This is a genomic window from Citrobacter portucalensis (assembly GCF_002042885.1).
Taxonomy (GTDB): domain Bacteria; phylum Pseudomonadota; class Gammaproteobacteria; order Enterobacterales; family Enterobacteriaceae; genus Citrobacter; species Citrobacter portucalensis.
In genome coordinates this window covers 140,719-156,832 of the sequence record NZ_MVFY01000011.1, presented here as the reverse complement: position 1 = coordinate 156,832, position 16,114 = coordinate 140,719, and the positions used below count along the sequence as shown (strand labels likewise).

At 51.7% G+C, this 16,114-nt stretch carries 15 protein-coding genes; 10 read left to right on the top strand and 5 right to left on the bottom strand.

What is annotated here, in order from left to right; all coding sequences use genetic code 11:
- Positions 1-232 precede the first annotated feature (232 nt).
- The 3 genes from idnO to idnR all read left to right on the top strand — a co-directional run bounded on the left by idnO (position 233) and on the right by idnR (position 3,414).
- The gene (gene idnO / locus BZK40_RS17265) at positions 233-997 is read left to right on the top strand and encodes a gluconate 5-dehydrogenase (RefSeq protein ID WP_079935003.1); all 765 of its coding nucleotides are present in this window, start codon (positions 233-235) and stop codon (positions 995-997) included.
- Between the two features lie 58 nt (positions 998-1,055).
- On the top strand, positions 1,056-2,339 hold the full coding sequence (locus BZK40_RS17260) for an MFS transporter (RefSeq protein ID WP_003829574.1): 1,284 nt from the start codon (positions 1,056-1,058) through the stop codon (positions 2,337-2,339).
- Between the two features lie 82 nt (positions 2,340-2,421).
- Complete coding sequence (idnR, locus tag BZK40_RS17255) at positions 2,422-3,414, top strand: DNA-binding transcriptional regulator IdnR (protein WP_032944294.1); 993 nt, start codon at positions 2,422-2,424, stop codon at positions 3,412-3,414.
- 45 nt (positions 3,415-3,459) lie between these two features.
- On the opposite strand, the gene leuD is transcribed toward idnR, so the two are convergent.
- The 5 genes from leuD to leuL all read right to left on the bottom strand — a co-directional run bounded on the left by leuD (position 3,460) and on the right by leuL (position 8,318).
- Positions 3,460-4,065 carry a 3-isopropylmalate dehydratase small subunit gene (gene leuD / locus BZK40_RS17250; protein ID WP_003829572.1) on the bottom strand — a complete coding sequence of 202 codons (606 nt, stop codon included), beginning with the start codon at positions 4,063-4,065 and terminating at the stop codon, positions 3,460-3,462.
- A gap of 10 nt (positions 4,066-4,075) precedes the next feature.
- Positions 4,076-5,476, bottom strand: a complete 1,401-nt coding sequence (gene leuC / locus BZK40_RS17245; RefSeq protein ID WP_048227098.1) for a 3-isopropylmalate dehydratase large subunit — start codon at positions 5,474-5,476, stop codon at positions 4,076-4,078.
- 2 nt (positions 5,477-5,478) lie between these two features.
- A complete protein-coding gene (leuB, locus tag BZK40_RS17240) occupies positions 5,479-6,570 on the bottom strand; it encodes a 3-isopropylmalate dehydrogenase (RefSeq protein ID WP_003829570.1) in 1,092 nt (363 codons plus the stop codon).
- Positions 6,570-8,141 (bottom strand): 2-isopropylmalate synthase, encoded by a 1,572-nt coding sequence (leuA, locus tag BZK40_RS17235; protein WP_003829569.1) that lies wholly within the window; start codon positions 8,139-8,141, stop codon positions 6,570-6,572. The genes leuB and leuA overlap by 1 nt, the downstream gene beginning before the upstream one ends.
- A 90-nt stretch (positions 8,142-8,231) precedes the next feature.
- Positions 8,232-8,318, bottom strand: a complete 87-nt coding sequence (gene leuL, locus BZK40_RS24465; RefSeq protein WP_048998978.1) for a leu operon leader peptide — start codon at positions 8,316-8,318, stop codon at positions 8,232-8,234.
- A 654-nt stretch (positions 8,319-8,972) separates the two neighbouring features.
- Here leuL and leuO point away from each other — a divergent pair.
- The 7 genes from leuO to ftsL all read left to right on the top strand — a co-directional run bounded on the left by leuO (position 8,973) and on the right by ftsL (position 16,101).
- Positions 8,973-9,920 (top strand): transcriptional regulator LeuO, encoded by a 948-nt coding sequence (leuO, locus tag BZK40_RS17230; RefSeq protein WP_020996231.1) that lies wholly within the window; start codon positions 8,973-8,975, stop codon positions 9,918-9,920.
- A 318-nt stretch (positions 9,921-10,238) separates the two neighbouring features.
- Entirely contained in the window at positions 10,239-11,963 is a 1,725-nt protein-coding gene (gene ilvI / locus BZK40_RS17225) for an acetolactate synthase 3 large subunit (RefSeq protein ID WP_020996230.1), read from the top strand.
- Positions 11,964-11,965: 2 nt separating this feature from the next.
- A complete protein-coding gene (gene ilvN, locus BZK40_RS17220) occupies positions 11,966-12,457 on the top strand; it encodes an acetolactate synthase small subunit (RefSeq protein ID WP_003829566.1) in 492 nt (163 codons plus the stop codon).
- A 263-nt stretch (positions 12,458-12,720) separates the two neighbouring features.
- Complete coding sequence (cra, locus tag BZK40_RS17215) at positions 12,721-13,725, top strand: catabolite repressor/activator (protein ID WP_003018794.1); 1,005 nt, start codon at positions 12,721-12,723, stop codon at positions 13,723-13,725.
- 612 nt (positions 13,726-14,337) lie between these two features.
- Positions 14,338-14,796, top strand: a complete 459-nt coding sequence (mraZ, locus tag BZK40_RS17205) for a division/cell wall cluster transcriptional repressor MraZ (protein WP_003018792.1) — start codon at positions 14,338-14,340, stop codon at positions 14,794-14,796.
- A gap of 1 nt (position 14,797) precedes the next feature.
- Entirely contained in the window at positions 14,798-15,739 is a 942-nt protein-coding gene (gene rsmH, locus BZK40_RS17200; RefSeq protein WP_079935002.1) for a 16S rRNA (cytosine(1402)-N(4))-methyltransferase RsmH, read from the top strand.
- Positions 15,736-16,101 carry a cell division protein FtsL gene (gene ftsL / locus BZK40_RS17195; protein ID WP_000625651.1) on the top strand — a complete coding sequence of 122 codons (366 nt, stop codon included), beginning with the start codon at positions 15,736-15,738 and terminating at the stop codon, positions 16,099-16,101. The genes rsmH and ftsL overlap by 4 nt, the downstream gene beginning before the upstream one ends.
- The last annotated feature ends 13 nt before the right edge of the window (positions 16,102-16,114 follow it).

Below are 16,114 nucleotides of genomic sequence, written 5' to 3'. Positions count from 1 at the left end.
TATTCGCTTTTGTCGTTTTTGTAGGCCGGATAAAGCGTTTACGCCGCCATCCGGCAACCTGTCCTTACGGCCTGATCGCGTTACGCTTATCAGGCCAATCCCTCTTTTTTTCATCTTGCACGTAAATGCAATGTTGATCACATAACGATCATTTTCCTCTTCCTGGATCTTCTTTTTTCTACTGTTACGCGTATACAGTTACGCGTAACAGTTTTTAAAAAAGGAGTTTTTTATGAAGAACCTATTCGACCTGACCGGTAAACGCGCGCTGATTACCGGTTCCGCTCAGGGCATTGGTAACCTGCTGGCCAACGGTCTGGCGGCGCACGGTGCTGAGATTGTGATTAACGATATTACCCAGCAGCGCGCTCAGGCGGCGGCGGACAAACTGGTGACCGAAGGCTATCGCGCCGTTGGCTATGGATTTGATGTCACCAACGGGGAAGAGGTTGCGCGCGCCATCGCGCAAATCGAAAAGGAAGTTGGGGCCATTGATATTTTAATTAACAACGCCGGAATTCAGCGTCGTTTTCCCTTCACCGAATTCCCGGAGGCTGAATGGGACAAAGTGATTGATGTAAACCAGAAATCGGTCTTTCTGGTGTCGCAGCAGGTTTCCCGCTACATGGTGCAACGCCGCCGCGGGAAGATTATTAATATCTGCTCAATGCAAAGCGAATTAGGTCGTAAAACCATTACTCCATACGCGGCGTCAAAAGGCGCGGTCAAAATGTTAACCCGTGGCATGTGCGTGGAACTGGCGGAATACAATATTCAGGTCAATGGCATTGCTCCCGGCTATTTCGCCACCGACATGACCACCGCGCTGGTCAACGATGAAGCATTCTCCGCCTGGCTGTTCCAGCGCACGCCCGCCGCTCGCTGGGGTAACCCGGAGGAGCTGATCGGCGCGGCGGTTTATCTTGCCGCGCCCGCTTCTGACTTTGTGAATGGGCATCTTCTGTTTGTGGACGGCGGCATGCTGGCCGCGGTCTGATCAATAATGGGCCGCAACGCGCGGCCTGAGCGATAAAACAATAATCCAAGGAGTGAGTATGAATATGCTCGCAAAACTGCCAGCGCGTCGCTGGTGGTATTTAATGCCGATTATTTTTATTACCTACAGCTTAGCTTATCTCGACCGCGCCAATTACGGCTTTGCCGCTGCCGCCGGTATTGAACATGACTTAGGGATTACTCAGGGAACAGCATCGTTAATTGGCGCATTATTCTTCCTGGGCTATTTCTTTTTCCAGGTGCCGGGCGCGATGTACGCCGTTAAGCATAGCGTGCGCAAAATGATTTTTTACAGCCTGATCCTTTGGGGGCTTTGTGCCGCGGCGACCGGCTTTGTCAGCAATATCCCAACGCTGATGGCGATCCGCTTTATTCTCGGCATCGTCGAAGCGGCGGTGATGCCCGCGATGCTGATTTATATCAGCAACTGGTTTACCAAAACTGAACGCTCGCGCGCCAACACCTTTTTAATTCTCGGCAACCCGGTCACAGTGCTGTGGATGTCGATTGTCTCCGGCTACCTGATTGAAGCCTGGGGCTGGCGCGAAATGTTTATTATCGAAGGTATCCCGGCGGTGATCTGGGCGTTCTGCTGGGTGATTCTGGTACGGGACAAACCGGCGGATGCGGGCTGGTTGAGCGAGCAGGAGAAACAGGCATTACAGCAGGCGATGGATCGCGAGCAGCGCGACATCAAACCGATGCGTAACTACGGTGAAGCGATGCGTTCACGCAGCGTCATTATGCTTTGCGCGGTGCATGCGCTGTGGAGCATCGGCGTGTATGGCTTCATGATGTGGATGCCGTCAATCCTCAAAAATGCGGCGCAGATGGACATCGTGGCGGTGGGCTGGCTGGCAGCGGTACCGTATCTGGCGGCGATCTGCCTGATGCTGACCGTCTCCTGGCTGTCCGATAAGTTCCAGAACCGTAAGCTGTTTATCTGGCCGCTGCTGTTGATTGCCGCCATCGCGTTCTTTGCCTCGTGGCTGTTGGGCAACCAGTCCTTCTGGCTCTCCTACGCGCTGCTGGTTGTGGCCGCCGCCTGTATGTATGCGCCTTACGGGCCGTTCTTTGCGCTGATCCCCGAACTGCTGCCGCGCAACGTCTCCGGCGTGTCGATGGGGATGATCAACAGTTTTGGCGCGTTAGGGGCATTCCTCGGCGCGTGGCTGGTGGGTTACCTCAACGGTGTGACCGGCGGGCCGGGCGTCTCCTACACCTTCATGGCGATTGCTCTGCTGGCGTCGGTGGTGCTGATGTACTGCGTTCGTGCGCAAAATGAAACCACGTCGCCGTCGGCTGAGATGGCTACGCGTTAAGGTTGAGCGAGGAGTGCAGTCGCTAACCGGCTGTGATAAGGTTCTCTGCGAGCATAATGGGCTGTTGGTCGTAGAGAACCTCATGAAAAACAATCGGATGACATTACAGGATATCGCTAATCTGGCCGGGCTGAATAAGATGACGGTCAGCCGTTATCTGCGTGACCCGAATCAGGTGTCGCAACGCAGCCGCGAATTGATTTCGAAAGTGATGGAAGAGAACAACTACATCCCCAACCGTGCCCCGGAAATTCTGCTCAACGCACGTAGCAAAACCATTGGTGTGCTGATCCCCTCGTTTCGTAATCAGATCTTTGCCGACGTGCTGGCGGGGATTGAATCCGTCACCTCGGCCTGCCAGTACCAGACGCTGATCGCCAACTACGAATATGATGCCGAGCGTGAAGAACGCGAGGTGCTGAACCTGCTCTCTTACAATATCGACGGCCTGATCCTCACGGGAAAGCTGCATACCGAGCGAATGATCCAGTACGTGCGCGCCAGCGGCGTACCGGTGGCGGAACTGATGGATATTAGCGGCCAGTATCTTGATATACAGGTTGGGTTTGATAACGAAAAAGCCGCGTTTGAAATGACGCAGGCTTTTATCGACAGCGGTAAACGCAGCATTGCTTTCTTTGGCTCGATGGATGACCCCCGAGACCTTAGCCGTTTTCGCGGCACCGAGAAAGCGCTGGCGGCGCAGGGACTGGAAGCGTACCACCTGGCGCCAAAAACTATTTCGTCGGTGGCGCTGGGCCGCAAGATGTTCCAGCAGGCGATGGCGGAAAAGCCGGATATTGACGCTATTTTCTGTACCAACGATGACCTGGCGGTTGGCGCGCTGCTGGAGTGTCAGGCACAGCAGTACGATGTGCCGGGAAAAATGGCGATTGCCGGTTTCCACGGGCTGGAAATTGGCCGTGCGAGGCTGCAAAAAATCGCCAGCGTGATTACGCCACGCTTTGAGATTGGCAAAACGGCGGCGGATATTCTGATTAAGCGTTTGAACGGGAAAGATGCGCCGGGCAGCGTCAATCTTGGCTACCAAATCTATTACGGCGATACGCTGTAGGCGAAGAGAAGGGGCTGGTCACCGTGTGGTGACCAGCGGGAGAGATTACTGCATAAACGCTGGCTGCTTGTCTTCGTACTCGGTGATGGCCGCTTCATGCTGCAGCGTCAGCCCGATGCTGTCCAGACCGTTCAGCATGCAGTGGCGGCGGAAGTCGTCGATTTTAAAGCTATAGGACTTATCGCCTGCTTTCACCACCTGCGCTTCCAGATCCACTTCAAATTTAATGCCCGGATTGGCTTTCACCAGCGCGAACATTTCATCTACCTGCGCGTCGCTCAGGGTCACCGGCAACAGTTGGTTATTGAAACTGTTGCCGTAGAAGATGTCGGCGAAGCTTGGTGCGATCACCACTTTAAAGCCGTAATCGGTCAGTGCCCACGGCGCATGTTCGCGTGAAGAGCCGCAGCCAAAGTTTTCCCGTGCGAGCAGAATTGATGCCCCTTTATATTCCGGGAAGTTTAAAACGAACTCAGGATTCGGCTGTTGGCCCTTTTCGTCCAGGAAACGCCAGTCGTTAAACAGATGGGCGCCAAAACCGGTGCGCGTAACCTTCTGCAAAAACTGTTTAGGGATAATTGCGTCGGTATCAACGTTGGCGGCATCCAGTGGGACAACCAGGCCGGTATGCTGGGTAAATTTCTCTGCCATGGTAGTTTCCTTATTTGATGCTGCGAATGTCGGCAAAATGACCGGTTACGGCGGCAGCGGCGGCCATGGCCGGGCTGACTAAATGCGTGCGACCACCGCGGCCCTGACGACCTTCAAAATTACGGTTGCTGGTGGATGCGCAGCGTTCGCCTGGGTTCAGGCGGTCATTGTTCATCGCCAGGCACATGGAACAGCCCGGTAAACGCCATTCAAAACCGGCTTCGATAAAGATCTTATCCAGACCTTCTGCTTCCGCCTGCGCTTTCACCGGACCAGAGCCCGGCACCACCAGTGCCTGCACGCCCGGCGCAACTTTGCGCCCTTTGGCGATTTCTGCCGCGGCGCGTAAATCTTCAATACGCGAGTTGGTGCAGGAACCGATGAACACTTTATCGATAGCCACTTCCGTTAACGGAATACCCGGTTTCAGCCCCATATACGCCAGCGCTTTTTCAGCTGATGCACGCTCAACGGGATCGGCAAATGACGCCGGGTCGGGAATATTATCGTTCACCGAGATGACCTGACCCGGGTTTGTTCCCCAGGTGACCTGCGGAGCGATCTCTTCTGCCTGCAGGGTAACGACGGTATCAAACGTCGCGTTGTCGTCGGTTTTCAGGGTTTTCCAGTATGTAACCGCGTGGTCAAAATCCTCGCCCTTCGGTGCGTGTAAACGACCCTGAACATAGTTAAAGGTCGTTTCATCCGGTGCGACCAGACCCGCTTTGGCGCCCATTTCAATGGCCATGTTGCACAGGGTCATCCGGCCTTCCATGCTCAATGCACGGATGGCTTCGCCACAAAACTCAACCACGTGTCCGGTTCCGCCTGCGCTACCGGTTTTACCGATAATCGCCAGCACGATATCTTTGGCGGTAATGCCAGGGGCTGCTTTACCGTTGACTTCAATCTTCATGGTTTTGGCGCGCCCCTGTTTCAGGGTCTGCGTCGCCAGAACGTGTTCAACTTCAGAGGTGCCAATGCCAAACGCCAGTGCGCCGAACGCGCCGTGTGTAGCGGTGTGGGAATCGCCGCAGACGATGGTCATACCCGGCAACGTCACGCCTTGTTCTGGCCCCATCACGTGAACGATACCCTGATACGGATGGTTCAGGTCGTACAGCTCGACGCCAAATTCGTTACAGTTCTTAATCAGCTCCTGCATCTGGATGCGCGCCATCTCACCCGACGCGTTGATATCTTTGGTCTGGGTAGAGACGTTGTGATCCATGGTGGCAAAGGTTTTACCTGGCTGGCGCACCTGACGGCCATGCGCGCGCAGACCATCAAACGCCTGCGGAGAGGTCACTTCATGCACCAGATGCCTGTCGATGTACAACAGTGGGGTTTCGTTTTGCGCCTCAAAGACGACGTGCGCATCAAACAATTTTTCGTACAACGTTTTGGCCATGATTACACCCCTTCTGCGACGTAACGGGCAATGATGTCGCCCATTTCATCGGTACTGACTGCGGCAGCGCCACGGGCTAAGTCACCGGTGCGAATGCCTTCTTCTAATGCGCGGTTGATGGCGCTCTCAATTGCGGTTGCCGCATCATTGGCATCCAGGCTGTAGCGCAGCAGCAGCGCCAGCGACAGGATCTGGGCGATAGGGTTGGCAATGTTTTTTCCGGCGATGTCCGGAGCGGAGCCGCCAGCAGGCTCGTACAAACCGAAGCCCTGCTCATTCAGGCTGGCGGACGGTAACATGCCCATTGAACCGGTGATCATGGCGCACTCATCAGACAGAATGTCACCAAACAGGTTAGAGCACAGCAACACGTCGAACTGGGATGGATCTTTAATTAATTGCATAGTCGCGTTGTCGATGTACATATGCGCCAGTTCAACGTCCGGGTATTCATTAGCAATTTCATTGACAATTTCGCGCCACAGAATAGACGTTTGCAGTACGTTAGCTTTATCAATCGACGTAACTTTACGGCGACGTTTGCGAGCGGATTCAAACGCGATACGCGCAATACGTTCGATCTCGAAACGGTGATAAACCTCGGTATCAAAGGCTTTTTCATGTTGTCCGCTGCCTTCGCGGCCTTTTGGTTGACCGAAGTAAATCCCGCCAGTCAGTTCGCGTACGCACAGGATGTCGAAACCGTTCGCGGCAATATCTGCGCGCAGAGGGCAAAACGCTTCCAGCCCCTGGTAGAGCTTAGCCGGGCGCAGGTTGCTGAATAATTTGAAGTGTTTACGCAATGGCAGCAGTGCGCCACGCTCTGGCTGCTGGTTTGGCGGTAAGTTTTCCCATTTCGGGCCGCCAACGGAGCCAAACAGAATGGCGTCAGCTTGTTCACAGCCTTCAACCGTTGCAGGTGGCAGCGGCTGACCGTGGTTATCGATCGCGGCACCACCCACGTCGTAGTGGCTGGTGGTAATGCGCATGTTAAAACGGTTGCGGATTGCGTCCAGTACCTTCAGGGCTTGCGCCATCACTTCCGGGCCAATACCGTCACCCGGCAAAACAGCAATATGATAATTCTTCGACATCACACGGTTTCCTTGTTGTTCTCGTTGTTCTGAGCTTTGCGTTGCAATTCTTTTTCGACTTCTTCGGCGCGCCAGATGTTGTTCAGCACATGCACCATCGCTTTAGCAGAAGATTCGACGATATCTGTCGCCAGACCGACGCCGTGGAAACGACGACCGTTATAGTTGGCAACGATATCCACCTGACCCAGCGCATCTTTACCGTGCCCTTTGGCGGTCAGGCTGTATTTCACCAGTTCGATGTTGTACTCAGTTACACGGTTGATAGCCTGATAAATAGCATCGACTGGACCGTTACCGTTCGCCGCTTCGGCTTTAACTTCTTCACCGCAGGCCAGCTTGACGGAGGCGGTGGCGATGTCATTGGAGCCGGACTGAACGCTGAAGTAATCCAGACGGAAATGCTCCGGTTCTTCCTGCTGTTTATTAATGAAGGCCAGCGCTTCCAGGTCGTAATCAAATACCTGACCTTTTTTGTCCGCCAGTTTCAGGAATGCGTCGTACAGGTTGTCCAGGCTGTATTCATTTTCTTTATATCCCATCTCGTCCATACGGTGTTTCACCGCGGCGCGTCCGGAACGGGAGGTCAGGTTCAGCTGTACCTGGTTCAGACCAATGGATTCAGGCGTCATGATTTCGTAGTTTTCACGGTTTTTCAGTACGCCGTCCTGATGGATGCCGGAGGAGTGGGCAAAGGCGCCGCTACCGACAATGGCTTTGTTTGCCGGAATTGGCATGTTGCAGATTTGGCTGACTAACTGACTGGTACGCCAGATCTCCTGGTGATTGATGCGGGTCTGTACATTCAGGATATCTTTACGCACCTTGATCGCCATGATCACTTCTTCCAGTGAACAGTTACCGGCGCGTTCGCCGATACCGTTCATCGCGCCTTCCACCTGACGCGCTCCGGCGTGAACGGCTGCCAGCGCGTTGCCGACGCCCAAACCTAAATCATCATGGGTGTGTACGGAGATGATGGCTTTATCGATATTTGGTACGCGTTCATACAGGCCAGAAATGATTGCCCCAAATTCGAAAGGCATGGTGTAACCGACGGTATCGGGGATGTTAATGGTTTTGGCACCCGCGTTAATAGCAGCTTCAACAACGCGAGCCAGATCGGCGATAGGGGTACGGCCTGCATCTTCGCAGGAGAACTCCACGTCATCGGTATAATTACGCGCACGCTTAACCATGTAGACCGCGCGCTCAATGACCTCATCCAGCGTACTGCGTAATTTCGTCGCGATGTGCATCGGCGAGGTGGCGATAAACGTATGAATACGGAAAGCTTCAGCGACTTTCAGCGATTCTGCAGCGACGTCGATATCTTTTTCTACGCAGCGGGCTAAGGCGCAAACGCGGCTGTTTTTAACCTGACGAGCAATGGTCTGAACTGACTCAAAGTCGCCCGGTGAAGAAACGGGGAAACCTACTTCCATCACGTCAACGCCCATACGCTCAAGGGCCAGCGCAATCTGCAGTTTTTCTTTCACACTCAGGCTTGCCTGTAACGCCTGTTCACCATCGCGTAAGGTGGTATCGAAAATAATGACTTGCTGGCTCATGGTTTAGGTCCTTGGTTACTTAGGGCGCCTTGCTTCGAGCATAAAAAAACCCGCGCAACGGCGCGGGTTTTTGTCTTAACTGGAGCTGACTTAATGCTGAATGTCGTCCACCAGTCTACCGCGCAATGAAGATGCGTTTAGTAGTAGTAGACCGTTAAAACGAGCAATGTAAGTCATCAATTAAGCTCCAGGCGAATGCGATATGCTTTTAGTGGTACTGGATATGAAGACTGATGTCAACCCTCACTCCTGCAAATGCCTTACTTGAGGGGAGAAGTTTCTGCAAAACTTAAGCGAATTGTGCTGAATTTTTCGGAGTACATAAAATTAATCAGTTGATGGTTGTACATACTTTTCATGGTTTGACATATTTGAGCATAATTATTTGCATTTATTGTAACGGCGAACTGAAGAAAAGGTCGCCCTTGGGATTTCATATCTTTATGATTTATCTGTTTTTATAGTAATCATGAATGGCTATGGGCAGTGTAACACCACATAATTGATAAATTAATGTTAACTTTTAATGTATTAATAATATAAACATTTAATTAAAACTTAAATACGTATTCACGATACGTATGATTGTATATTCGCCATGCTTATGGTTATATTGTTTTTGAAATTTAAACATATGAATCACCGTGCAGTGACACCTGCCACACTGCGCTCGCATTGGTCTTTTGTTCATTTAGGTTTGTACCTTTATGTTTTCCTAATTTTAATGTTTTTTCTTTTTCTCATCTTATATGTATGGTAAATCATATTAACGGAGATTATTTCTTCACTCCGTCTGGGAAAAGGGAGTTTAGAGTGACAGTGGAGTTAAATATGCCAGAAGTAAAAATAATAGATAAAACAAATATTATAGATATGGGGAAGCCACAGCTTCGCATGGTTGATCTTAATTTATTAACCGTCTTTGATGCGGTGATGCAAGAACAAAATATTACCCGTGCCGCGCATACTTTAGGAATGTCGCAACCTGCTGTCAGTAATGCGGTCGCGCGCCTGAAAGTGATGTTTAATGATGAGCTTTTTGTTCGTTATGGACGCGGTATCCAGCCGACAGCAAGAGCCTTCCAGCTATTTGGTTCTGTTCGCCAGGCATTGCAATTAGTGCAAAATGAACTGCCTGGATCGGGTTTTGAGCCAGCCAGCAGCGAGCGCGTATTCAATCTTTGCGTATGCAGCCCATTGGATAATATCCTGACGTCGTTGATTTATAATCGGGTTGAGCAAGTTGCACCAAACATTCATGTCGTATTTAAATCTTCACTCAATCAAAATACAGAGCATCAATTACGTTACCAGGAAACAGAATTCGTTATTAGCTATGAAGAATTCCGTCGTCCTGAATTTACCAGTATTCCGTTATTCAATGACGAAATGGTGTTAGTCGCAAGTAAAAAGCATCCGCGCATTAGTGGTCCGTTACTGGAAAGCGATGTCTATAATGAACAGCATGCGGTGGTGTCACTTGATCGCTTCGCATCATTCAGCCAACCATGGTATGACACACCGGATAAACAATCCTGCGTAGCTTATCAGGGCATGGCATTAATTAGCGTTCTTAATATTGTGTCGCAAACGCATTTGGTCTCTATTGCGCCGCGTTGGTTAGCAGAAGAATTTGCCGATTCTTTAGAACTACAGATCTTACCTTTACCGTTAAAATTGAACAGCCGCACATGCTATCTTTCCTGGCATGAAGCCGCGGGCCGAGATAAAGGACATCAATGGATGGAAGAGCTGTTAGTCTCCGTTTGTAAGCAGTAGCACTTGGCAGAGTAAACCGGACAATACATCCTGTTTATTCTGCTTTTGTCTTTATAACTGAAATTTTATGCTGAACTCTATTTTTTACGTCTGTCCAAAAGTGTCAAAAAATAGAGTAATTGCTGTCAGTTCCCATTTTTAAGCGATTATTTATCATACTGATTGCTTATGCTGGTTTAATTCTCCGTTTATTCGCTTCTTTCCTCCTTTTTATTCTTATTTACTCCAGTGACCCCCCTTCGGAGTCAATTGCCATGCGTCATCGTCAGCGGTTAATGTGTTGTTAAACCGTAATTCGTTATAAGAGTGAGGCAAGCCATGGAGATGTTGTCTGGAGCCGAGATGGTCGTCCGATCGCTCATCGATCAGGGTGTGAAGCAGGTATTCGGTTATCCCGGGGGGGCCGTCCTCGATATTTATGATGCGCTGCATACGGTCGGCGGTATTGATCATGTGCTGGTCCGCCATGAACAAGCGGCGGTACATATGGCTGATGGCCTTGCGCGTGCCACGGGAGAAGTGGGGGTCGTATTAGTTACCTCCGGACCGGGGGCGACCAACGCGATTACCGGAATCGCAACGGCTTACATGGATTCCATTCCGCTGGTGATCCTCTCCGGACAGGTCGCAACGTCGCTGATTGGCTACGATGCCTTCCAGGAGTGCGACATGGTAGGTATATCCCGCCCGGTGGTAAAACACAGCTTCCTGGTCAAACAAACGGAAGATATCCCGCAGGTGCTGAAAAAAGCCTTCTGGCTGGCAGCAAGCGGTCGTCCTGGGCCGGTGGTGGTGGATTTGCCGAAGGATATTCTGAATCCGGCGAAGAAACTGCCTTATAGCTGGCCGGACTCGGTGAGTATGCGCTCGTATAATCCGACGACGACGGGGCACAAAGGACAGATCAAACGGGCGCTACAGACGCTGGTTGCGGCGAAGAAACCGGTTGTCTATGTGGGCGGTGGCGCGGTCAATGCTGCTTGCCATGAGCAGTTAGCTCAGATTGCTGAAGCGCTGAATCTGCCGGTTGTCTCCTCGCTAATGGGGTTGGGCGCGTTTCCGGCCACGCATCGTCAGGCGCTGGGCATGTTAGGGATGCACGGTACCTACGAAGCGAATATGACCATGCATCATTCCGATGTGATCTTTGCTGTCGGCGTTCGCTTTGACGATCGAACGACGAATAACCTGGCAAAATATTGTCCGAATGCGACCGTGCTGCATATCGACATCGATCCGACCTCTATTTCTAAAACCGTTACTGCGGATATTCCGATTGTGGGTGATGCCCGTCTGGTGCTGGATCAAATGCTCGAACTGCTGGAGCAAGAGAAATCACAGCAGCCACTGGATGATAACCGTGACTGGTGGCAACAGATTGAGCACTGGCGCGCCCGTCAGTGTCTGAAATACGACACGCAAAGCGAAAGCATTAAGCCGCAGGCGGTGATTGAAACCATCTGGCGTCTGACGAAAGGGGAAGCGTATGTGACCTCTGACGTTGGCCAGCATCAGATGTTTGCCGCACTTTATTATCCGTTCGATAAACCGCGTCGCTGGATTAACTCAGGCGGCCTCGGCACGATGGGATTCGGTTTACCTGCGGCGTTAGGGGTGAAAATGGCATTGCCGGATGAAACGGTAGTGTGCGTCACCGGGGATGGCAGCATTCAGATGAACATCCAGGAGCTGTCGACGGCGCTGCAGTATGAACTGCCGGTGCTGGTGCTCAACCTTAACAACCGTTATCTCGGCATGGTCAAACAATGGCAGGACATGATCTACTCCGGGCGTCACTCCCAGTCTTACATGCAGTCGCTGCCCGATTTTGTGCGCCTTGCTGAGGCTTATGGGCATATCGGTATCCAGATTAATCATCCAGATGAACTGGAGAGCAAGCTGGGTGAAGCGCTGGAGCATGTGCGTAACCATCGCCTGGTGTTTGTCGACGTCACCGTCGACGGCAGTGAGCATGTCTACCCGATGCAGATTCGTGGGGGCGGGATGGATGAAATGTGGCTAAGCAAAACGGAGAGGACCTGATTATGCGCCGGATATTATCAGTATTGCTGGAAAATGAGTCGGGTGCATTGTCGCGGGTGATTGGCCTCTTCGCCCAGCGTGGATACAACATTGAAAGCCTGACCGTCGCGCCGACCGACGACCCCACCTTATCGCGGATGACGATTCAGACGGTAGGGGATGAGAAAGTCCTTGAGCAGATCGAAAAGCAGCTCCACAAACTGGTGGATGTTCTGCGCGTTAGCGAGCTGGGGCAGGGTGCCCATGTTGAACGAGAAATCATGCTGGTGAAAATCCAGGCCAGCGGTTATGGCCGGGAGGAGGTGAAACGCAACACGGAGATTTTCCGCGGGCAAATCATCGACGTGACGCCGTCTATCTACACCGTACAACTGGCGGGCACCAGCGACAAGCTGGATGCGTTTCTGGCAACCTTGCGTGAAGTCGCCAAAATTGTGGAAGTTGCTCGTTCCGGTGTGGTGGGACTCTCCCGTGGCGATAAAATTATGCGCTAATCGTCAACCGTAGGCCTGGTAAGCAAAGGCTATCAGGCCTCATCGTGGAGGTCATGCCGGATAGCGGCATAAACGCCTTATCCTGCCTGCAGGTAACGAACCCGCTTTCGCTGATGCTACCTGCTGCGCTTTTTTTTGCGAAATCAGCAGTAACCAGAGACAAAAGCGGTTGCCGCAGTCATTATTCTGCGCTTAGATGTTAAGAAGTTTAATCCATGCCATCTAAAAGGTTATGGTTTGTACATTTTACGCAAGGGGCAATTGTGAAACTGGATGAAATCGCTCGGTTGGCCGGCGTTTCGCGAACGACTGCAAGCTACGTTATTAATGGCAAAGCAAAGCAATATCGCGTAAGCGACAAAACGGTTGAAAAAGTCATGGCGGTGGTGCGTGAGCATAATTACCACCCGAATGCCGTGGCGGCCGGGCTGCGTGCTGGACGCACACGTTCTATCGGGCTGGTGATCCCGGATCTTGAGAACACAAGCTATACCCGGATCGCAAACTATCTGGAACGCCAGGCGCGTCAGCGTGGGTATCAGCTGTTGATTGCCTGCTCTGAAGATCAGCCGGATAACGAAATGCGCTGTATTGAGCATCTTTTACAGCGCCAGGTCGATGCCATTATTGTGTCGACTTCTTTGCCGCCTGAGCATCCGTTCTACCAACGCTGGGCAAACAGTTCATTCCCGATTGTGGCGCTGGACCGTGCACTGGACCGCGAACATTTTACCAGCGTTGTGGGGGCGGATCAGGATGATGCGGAAATGCTGGCAGAGGAGTTACGCAAATTCCCTGCTGAAACCGTCCTCTATCTGGGCGCGCTTCCTGAATTATCCGTCAGTTTCCTGCGCGAGCAGGGTTTTCGTACCGCGTGGAAGGACGATCCGCGTGAAGTCCATTTCCTGTACGCCAACAGCTATGAGCGGGAAGCGGCTGCGCAGCTGTTTGATAAATGGCTGGAAACGCACCCAATGCCTCAGGCGTTGTTTACCACGTCGTTTGCCCTGTTGCAGGGCGTGATGGATGTGACCCTGCGTCGTGACGGGCAGCTGCCGTCTGATTTAGCGATTGCGACTTTTGGCGATCACGAACTGCTCGACTTCCTGCAGTGCCCGGTACTGGCAGTGGCACAGCGCCATCGTGATGTCGCAGAACGCGTGCTGGAGATTGTACTGGCAAGTCTGGACGAACCGCGTAAACCAAAACCAGGTTTAACGCGTATACGGCGTAATCTGTACCGTCGCGGTATTCTCAGCCGTAACTAAGTTTCCTCAATTGATGACGTCGGCGGGATAAGCCTCTGACGTCTTCAATTTTTCTATTCTCAGAAATAACCGCATTATATTTAAGAATATTCTTTAGAATTATCTGAAATCATTCTTGAAATACCCCGAATTAAAAATGCAACTATCCATTTTTGGGTTATTGATACGTAACGACGCGTTACGCTTGTATTATTTTGTTACATGCTTGTATGGATTTGCCGAATTAACAAACACTTTGCTCTCGTATTGCGGCCATCTGGTGCTTTCCTCGGCTCTGCGCGGCGTACAGACCGATTAACTGGTACTGTTAACTCGCTGCATATTGTCCTAAAATGCCGCTCGCGTCGCAAACTGACACTTTATATTTTCTTTGGATGATATTCAGTTGTTTTAAACAATGATGAGTTGTTGGATTTTTTTCTTACAAATATTCATGACGTTAATTTGCTTCGTTTGCTGTACGGAATTTGTTCAACGCTGATATTAGCCGTAAACAATGGGTTTTTTGCTCCGCTAAGCGCCGCGACTTGCTTGACAAGGTTTTCCTCCGCTCCGTAAACTCCTTTAAGTGGGAATTTGTGGGATAAAGTGGTAATTGGGGGTGAGACTGGCATGTTCCGGGGAGCAACGTTAGTTAATCTCGACAGTAAAGGGCGCTTATCCGTGCCTACCCGTTATCGGGATCAACTGCTTGAGAGCGCTACCGGTCAAATGGTTTGCACCATTGACATCCATCACCCGTGCCTGCTGCTGTACCCCCTGCCTGAATGGGAAATAATCGAGCAGAAGCTATCGCGTCTGTCGAGCATGAATCCAGTTGAGCGTCGCGTACAGCGCTTATTGTTGGGTCATGCCAGCGAATGTCAGATGGATAACGCTGGTCGATTACTGATAGCACCCATTCTGCGGCAACACGCAGGGCTAACGAAAGAAGTGATGCTGGTTGGGCAGTTCAATAAGTTTGAGCTGTGGGATGAAACGACCTGGTATCAACAGGTCAAGGAAGATATCGACGCTGAGCAGTCTGTTACTGGCGCGTTGTCGGAACGATTGCAGGATTTGTCTCTATAAAATGACGGAAAATTATAAACATACAACGGTGTTGCTGGATGAAGCCGTAAACGGCCTGAATATTCGTCCAGACGGCATCTACATTGACGGGACATTTGGTCGCGGTGGTCACTCACGTCTGATCCTCTCCCAGCTTGGCGAAGAGGGACGTTTACTGGCAATCGATCGCGATCCGCAGGCTATTGCCGTTGCAAAAACGATTACCGATCCCCGTTTCTCCATCGTACATGGACCTTTCTCTGCGCTGGCTGACTATGTCGCCGAGCGTGGACTGACCGGTAAGATCGACGGGATTCTTCTCGATCTCGGCGTTTCTTCACCACAGCTCGATGATGCAGAGCGCGGTTTCTCGTTTATGCGTGACGGTCCGTTAGATATGCGTATGGACCCAACACGCGGTCAGTCAGCGGCCGAATGGCTGCAAACCGCCGATGAAGTAGACATTGCCTGGGTGATTAAAACCTTTGGCGAAGAGCGCTTCGGCAAACGCATTGCGCGCGCCATCGTGGAGCGCAACCGCATCGAACCGATGACCCGCACCAAAGAGCTGGCGGAAGTTATTGCAGCGGCAATGCCGGTGAAGGACAAATTCAAACATCCCGCGACCCGTACCTTCCAGGCGGTGCGCATTTGGGTGAACAGTGAACTGGAGGAGATAGAGCAGGCGCTAAAAAGCTCGCTCAGCGTGCTGGCTCCAGGTGGTCGCCTTTCGATCATCAGTTTCCATTCGCTTGAAGACCGCATTGTGAAACGCTTTATGCGTGAACAAAGCCGTGGTCCTCAGGTACCGGCTGGAATACCGATGACCGAAGCGCAGATCAAAAAGCTGGGCGGCCGTGAGTTAAGAGCACTAGGCAAGATGATGCCGGGTGAAGAAGAGGTAGCTGAGAATCCTCGTGCCCGTAGTTCAGTTCTGCGTATTGCAGAGAGGACGAACGCATGATCAGCAGAGTGACAGAAGCCCTCAGCAAAGTTAAAGGATCGATAGGAAGCAACGAGCGCCATGCCTTGCCTGGCGTGATCGGTGACGATCTTTTGCGGTTTGGGAAGCTGCCACTCTGCCTGTTCATTTGCATTATTTTGACGGCGGTTACCGTCGTGACAACAGCACACCATACGCGGTTACTGACTGCGCAGCGTGAGCAGCTTGTTCTGGAGCGAGATGCGCTGGATATCGAATGGCGCAACTTGATCCTTGAGGAGAACGCGCTCGGCGACCATAGCCGTGTTGAACGGATCGCAACGGAAAAGCTGCAAATGCAGCATGTCGATCCCTCACAAGAAAATATCGTAGTACAAAAATAAGGATAAACGCGAC

Bases quoted from the DNA above. Each gene is read 5' to 3' on its own strand.
- leuC (WP_048227098.1), bottom strand. From the start codon at position 5,476: ATGGCCAAAACGTTGTACGAAAAATTGTTTGATGCGCACGTCGTCTTT.
- leuO (WP_020996231.1), top strand. From the start codon at position 8,973: ATGCCAGAAGTAAAAATAATAGATAAAACAAATATTATAGATATGGGG.
- leuA (WP_003829569.1), bottom strand. From the start codon at position 8,141: ATGAGCCAGCAAGTCATTATTTTCGATACCACCTTACGCGATGGTGAA.
- leuL (WP_048998978.1), bottom strand. From the start codon at position 8,318: ATGACTTACATTGCTCGTTTTAACGGTCTACTACTACTAAACGCATCT.
- ilvI (WP_020996230.1), top strand. From the start codon at position 10,239: ATGGAGATGTTGTCTGGAGCCGAGATGGTCGTCCGATCGCTCATCGAT.
- leuB (WP_003829570.1), bottom strand. From the start codon at position 6,570: ATGTCGAAGAATTATCATATTGCTGTTTTGCCGGGTGACGGTATTGGC.
- ilvN (WP_003829566.1), top strand. From the start codon at position 11,966: ATGCGCCGGATATTATCAGTATTGCTGGAAAATGAGTCGGGTGCATTG.
- ftsL (WP_000625651.1), top strand. From the start codon at position 15,736: ATGATCAGCAGAGTGACAGAAGCCCTCAGCAAAGTTAAAGGATCGATA.
- mraZ (WP_003018792.1), top strand. From the start codon at position 14,338: ATGTTCCGGGGAGCAACGTTAGTTAATCTCGACAGTAAAGGGCGCTTA.
- rsmH (WP_079935002.1), top strand. From the start codon at position 14,798: ATGACGGAAAATTATAAACATACAACGGTGTTGCTGGATGAAGCCGTA.
- idnO (WP_079935003.1), top strand. From the start codon at position 233: ATGAAGAACCTATTCGACCTGACCGGTAAACGCGCGCTGATTACCGGT.
- idnR (WP_032944294.1), top strand. From the start codon at position 2,422: ATGAAAAACAATCGGATGACATTACAGGATATCGCTAATCTGGCCGGG.
- leuD (WP_003829572.1), bottom strand. From the start codon at position 4,065: ATGGCAGAGAAATTTACCCAGCATACCGGCCTGGTTGTCCCACTGGAT.
- BZK40_RS17260 (WP_003829574.1), top strand. From the start codon at position 1,056: ATGAATATGCTCGCAAAACTGCCAGCGCGTCGCTGGTGGTATTTAATG.